The 5782-nt window shown below is 53.1% G+C and carries 6 protein-coding genes; all 6 read right to left on the reverse strand.

Annotated features, from left to right (window positions below; all coding sequences use genetic code 11):
- On the reverse strand, positions 1–561 hold a 561-nt coding region (locus V6D20_15120; GenBank protein HEY9817111.1), incomplete at its 3' end, for a class I SAM-dependent methyltransferase.
- Between the two features lie 71 nt (positions 562–632).
- Positions 633–968, reverse strand: a complete 336-nt coding sequence (locus V6D20_15125; protein HEY9817112.1) for an HNH endonuclease — start codon at positions 966–968, stop codon at positions 633–635.
- A gap of 31 nt (positions 969–999) precedes the next feature.
- A complete protein-coding gene (locus V6D20_15130) occupies positions 1000–1728 on the reverse strand; it encodes an endonuclease/exonuclease/phosphatase family protein (protein ID HEY9817113.1) in 729 nt (242 codons plus the stop codon).
- Positions 1729–1761: 33 nt separating this feature from the next.
- On the reverse strand, positions 1762–3417 hold the full coding sequence (locus V6D20_15135; protein HEY9817114.1) for a DNA cytosine methyltransferase: 1656 nt from the start codon (positions 3415–3417) through the stop codon (positions 1762–1764).
- Positions 3418–3543: 126 nt separating this feature from the next.
- The gene (locus V6D20_15140) at positions 3544–5082 is read right to left on the reverse strand and encodes a DUF1998 domain-containing protein (protein ID HEY9817115.1); all 1539 of its coding nucleotides are present in this window, start codon (positions 5080–5082) and stop codon (positions 3544–3546) included.
- A gap of 438 nt (positions 5083–5520) precedes the next feature.
- The coding region (locus tag V6D20_15145; GenBank protein HEY9817116.1) for a hypothetical protein at positions 5521–5782 on the reverse strand (262 nt) is incomplete at its 5' end.

Consider the following 5782-nt stretch of genomic DNA (forward strand, 5'->3'; position numbering starts at 1 on the left):
CGCCTCAATCATGTGGCGCGTCATCTCGTAGGGAAATTCAAACTCATGGTAGACGTCCACCATGATGATCATGTCGCAGCTCTCATCGGGTAGCTTCGGATCATCCGGCTCACCCATGTGGCCCTTCACATTCTCCACGCCGACCTGCTTCATGTTCTTCGCCAGCAGATCCAGCATCTCCTGCTGGATCTCCACGCCGATCACCGTGCCTTCTGGCCCCACTTCCTTCGCCATCCGCGACGCGTAATAGCCCGTGCCACAGCCAATGTCCGCCACCACCTCACCGGGCTTCAGCTTCAAAGCCTTGATCGCAACATCCGTCCGCTCCTCCCGCTCCCGCTCCGGCCGCTCCAACCACCCCGCCGCCTGATGCCCCATGATCTGGGAAATCTCCCGACCCATGAACACCTTGCCAATGCCGTCGCGATGCGGCTCGACCTTGGTGTAGAGCTCCGCCACACAAGGGCCTTCGTTCGTGTCAGCCTTCGGGGCTTCTTCGGATTGCGCCACCACTTGTGCTGACTCCGCTGCAGCCGCCTGCTCAGGAGCCGGGGCTTTCACCTCCTTGTTGCAGGAGACGAGGCAGACTAGGAGGAATGGGCAAAGATAGCGGAGCATGTTGTATTAAATGGCTAAGATTTTCTTCGAAGCTTTTTAGCACTCTCTTTCTTTCGAAACATCTTCTTTATTTCCCGACCAAGAGGCGTGTCGTTTGCTATTTCTTTTCGACAATAAGTACCAAGCTGCATGATCTCTTTAATCATTTTAGGTGTGCGGTGCCACTTGAGGCGGTTGCAGGGACCACAGGCTGGAAGGAAGTTATCCACTCCGTTGTGCCCTCCTGATGCCACGGGCTTGACATGATCGGCGCTCCAATTCGGACCAAGCCTTCCCCCACAAATATGACAAAGCCCACCGGTCTTCTTACGAATCTCTTCTCTTTGTTTTTTCGTCGGGGCACGGCGCATAACTGGAATACTGGAACTTCTAAATCCGAAATCAAGCCAGCTCTACTAGTAATCCATTGTGATCTGAGTAGCGAACTCCATCTTCGCTCTCATTCTCCCACGCAAGGACTGCTGATACGCTCTCGGAAAGCACCTTATCCAAACAGATGTGGTCTACCGAGTGACGTTTCTTGAGCTTGCCAGACTTCACGAGATCTTCCTCGGTAACGCATACCAAATCGGCCGACTCCAAAGCCTCGGAAAGCATATCCCGGCCCTTGTTTGTTCCATACCATTTGGCCCCGTCACGGTTCTGATTGTAGTCGCCTCCCGCGATGAGTTTGTGATTCGGGTAATCTTTTCTTAGCCGCTTCCAGTCCTCGCCATGCCATTGGATGTAGCGGTAGTGCTGCTCCCACTGAGGTGAGTTGCCATCAGGCCCTTTATACCCGTGGTAAGCAATGATTGAGCCGTAGACCAATAGCGGCCTATCGGGATGATCGATTTCCACACAAACCGCCTCAGTGCTGTCAGCTGTCTGAACCTGATTCAATATCGGCCAACGACTCCAAACCGCCGCGCAGGCTTCACCCTCTCTTGGTTTGCGAGGCGAAGGGGCTGTCGCAGCTCCGTGATGTGAGCCTGAGAGGTCAATGCACTCGTGGGTCTCCGTCAAAATCCAGATATCCGCATTAATTTCCCGAATCTTCTCGAGGCGTGCTGCATTTTGCTCCTCATCCTCTGGATCAGCCCGTTCCAAGTTCCATGTAGCAATTCGCATAGAATGAAGAATGTATATTGCTAAACCCAAATATTATTCAACGCTTAGAATACGGGCAACAACACCAGCAATCTGATGAGCCATGTATGGAGGCACAGCATTACCTACTTGGTGGTATTGGGCTGTGCGCCCGCCCTCGAAGAAGTAATTATCGGGAAAGGTCTGGATCCTTGCCGCTTCCCTTACGGTGAGGCTCCTGATCTGCGAAGGATCAGGATGAATGAAGTAATGGCCATCCTTTGAAATGTGGCAGGTGATCGTCGTTGCTAAGGCTCCCTGCATCTGGACACGGAATCGGTCCGCGAATTTGTCCAACTTTCCACCTACCTTCGCATTGCTGTGGTCGGGGAGGAGTACATCCGGAAAATCTGCGAGCTTGGGGGATCTGCCGTGCACCGAGGCAAATACAGAGCAAAACACATAGCGGTGCAGGTCCGAATCCATGTGATTTCTTGTGGAATGGTTACACACACCGCCCAGTCTCGGGTCCTGCAACCAGTTACCCAATTCACCGGGCACACTCCTCATGCGCGTTTTGCGAATGTATTCGCCACCCGTGCCGAAATCGCCGGCAAGGAGCTGCTTCATGGCCTCTGCGATCAATCTGTGCATCTTCTTGGAACAGTCCGGGCTGCCAGCACCATTGCCCTTCTTAAGGTCCCTCATCCAAGGGCTTTTCAAGATTTCGCGGGCCACCTCAAACAGGTCTTTGTTCTTGGGCTTGGATACTCCGGGCACCAGCGAGGGCAGGCCGTTGAAGACTTCCCTAAGGCAAGGGCTCTGGCTCCTTTCTAGGGTGGATGCGGCTGTGGGATCAAGATCATCCCTGATGCCAAGTAGGATCACCCGGTGGCGGTTCTGCGGCACACCGTGGTCTTCCGCTCTAAGCAGGAAATCCCTCCCCTCCAGACCTTCGCCCGGGATGAGTCCGCTCACAGCAAGCGAGCAGATGCGATAGCTGTGACCCTTGCCCCTCTTGCCCAGTGCTTTTTTGGGATCGGTAAGATCCTCGCGGATCTTGGGAAATACAGGAACGCCATCAACCTTGGCAGAGAGCAACCCCTTGACGTTTTCCATAACAAAGACAGGGGGCCAATGGTCGGCTATAATTGAGAGATACTCCCTGTACAGGAAGTGCCGGTGATCCTTTTCAAAATCGTTTCTGACGGCGCCACAGCGCTTGGCATAGGCGCTATCACTCTCCCCGTCTTTTCTCACAACCCCTAGCATCCTTGAGCGCCCTGCAAGGGAGTATGCTTGGCAGGGCGGCCCACCGATGAGGACCCAATTCTTTTTTCCTGCAATACGGTCCTTGATCATTCTCCTGACCCGATTCCTCTTAGCCTTATCCGGCTTAGCGGAATTGGCATCACCGAGTTCTATACAGTGAGCCTCATCAAGGGCATGCTTGGCGGCCTCGCGGCATACGTCATCATAGTCGAAAAGTTCCTCACGAGTGATCAGGCCCTTGAGATAGTCGTAATACGCCTCAGGAACATCACCCGGGGCAAACTGTCGAAAAAAAGCACGCAGAGTGAGAGTGCGATGTGCGTTCTCTTCCTTTTCGATGGAGAGTGCTATTCTGAAAAGCGGATCGCCTTCCCCGAAGGGATAGCGGGAAAATCCTTCCCCAAGACCACCCGGGCCGGCGAAGAGGTCTATAATCGGTATCCGATCATGAATAGTCATTTGCACCTCGGGAGCTTAGCTACAAAGACCTCTCCATCTAGGTAGAAATTTATTGGGGAAAAGAATGAGCAAATTTGAAGGAGCTTACAGTATTAGTCCTAGCCACGACGGTACGGAGATTGCCTACTATAATGGTTGGGGCCCACCAAATATCGACGGCGGAGCCCCGTCCAGCACGACCGTCCGATCGAGATACTTATTGAAGTGTTCACAACTGGTCTCCGGGAGCAGCCCGCAGCTGTGGCAGGCTGCAAGGTTCAGGGAGTCTGGCCCCTGTCCTCGAGCTTTCGCGGCCTCTGCACAAACGGGATCAGCTGAGCACCACTGGGCATCCTCCAAGGCATTGATTATAATGCGCCCAAGAGCCTCCGCCTCTGCGAGGCGCACCAATCCTCCTAATGTGCCCTCAGAGTCGCCAGCAGCGGTGTATATGAGAATCCCTGCCATTGGTCTTTCAGCATCAGCAGACACATACAGACGCTCTCGGAGAGAAGCGGATCCATATCCGCACTCATAAACCAGACGATTGATAAGGAGGTGCGCTAGTGTGTGGAGCAGAACGAATCGTGGAGCAATTTCCATGGGGTCCCAGTTGTAACGGAGGGCGCAAGAATCGTGATTCTCCTGCAATACATTCAGATGCTCTACCACTTCCTGTCGAGACTCCCACTTGCTGATTTTATCCTCGTTGAACTTAATAAAAATTCCCTCCCCATGAACGACAGCAGCTGGGAGCCATCGATTCGATATGTCAGAGGGAGCATTCTGCCACAGCATGTGAGCCGGCGATGGTGCACCATCTGGGCGGGATCCAAGTAAGCGTGAAAAGCCGGCAAACACCCTAGTCTCCCTGAGCTTTTCAACCGCCACGATTCGCTCAACAAACCCATCCAAACGATCTGGGATGCCAGTCAATGGGACTTGCCTTAATACGAGCCGGCTCTCGCGATCAGTCTGACCGAGAAAGGCTTCAAACTCATCCCTTCTGATTTTGTCCTCTTGCGCTGCTCTTGAGCCCTCATCAATTTTAGCCTCATCTCCACCGGTTGGCGGAGCTTCATCGTGTCCTTGAAGAACTCTCAGAATGTCATCATCGCCGTAGTCAGCCAGCTGCGGCTCTCCGACAGTGCTATCTCTTTTCCGCAGCTTCCGAACAATATCCGGGATGTCATCAAAGGCCTGTCTACACATGGCAATGAGTTGCCTATAGCCAGGCTGATCCAAGAGAACCGCAAGCTGCTCGGCAGACGGTCTGTATTTTGGTGGAATATGAATAGCACTCCTGATGTCGGCGTAATGAACATTGGTTGCATTGATTAGAACGGCTCGTAAGGGCCGTGTACAGTTGTCACTGGGGGCATCTCCCTGCCAAGATTTCTTTCCTTGGCATAGGAAATCAGCTGTGCCCTGAACGCCATTGTCGCCGTCTCCATTTGATATGAGATACCTGCTCAGGCCACTCCAGCCATTCGGGCTATTCTTGGTAGACTCGAAGTCTCCTCCCATAACCCCTCGTAAGGATCGCCTCTTGTCACACTTTTCGCAGTATATCTTGATGGATTCGAGGGATCCTGAGCCCTCAGCCTCATAGATTAGAGAGTTGGCGCAGCCCTCGAACGAGCCAACTCTTGCATGAACCCATTCGAGCCACGGAAAGTCCTGCAAATGGCCATGATCGCAAACAGCAGCAAATCTCACTTGGGTTAGACGGAGATTTCTGCACTCAGGGTTGCCACAGGTAAGGTGACCGCTCTGGGTTAGTTTCGACTGTTTCATCCGATAGCAACGCGGACATACGAACCATGTAGGGAACCGGTAGACAGGTGTAATAAGTTCAGGGTCATCCTCTCCGGCCCGGTTTTCGGGTCCGGGAGCGAGCCTGAAATGGGAGACATTCAAAGGTCCCTCCAAACGGGGCTCTCTCACCACAAGAACTCCCTTCGCAAGCTCGGATGGATCGGCTGCATTGCCACTACGGTCCTTAAACCAACCATCCAAACCGCCAGTAACCACCGAAACACCACCTTCGAGTATGTGTAGAGCGCCCGGGCCGAATGGTGCCACGAGCTGTGAGCGTCTAATTTTATTAAGTCTCATAGCAATCTAATCAATTTCAGCTGCTGGTATGTGCGGGCTACATTCTGTATCAACCCCTCTGAGGGAATTTGGGGTTTCCCAAGTACGATTGATCCAAGTCGGCGGGCATGGACTACCGTATGGTCTGATTAGCGGCTGATTACCACTGTCTTTAGTCGGAAAGTATTCGTGCCACTTTTCCGGATGAAAAGCACTCCACTGCTTGAAGCGCTCATCGAAACAATGCTTGAGATCCGAGAGGATTCGCTCCCGGTCCTTGTCATCCTCA

The organism is Candidatus Obscuribacterales bacterium (assembly GCA_036703605.1).
In the GTDB taxonomy this organism is placed as follows: Bacteria; Cyanobacteriota; Cyanobacteriia; order RECH01; family RECH01; genus RECH01.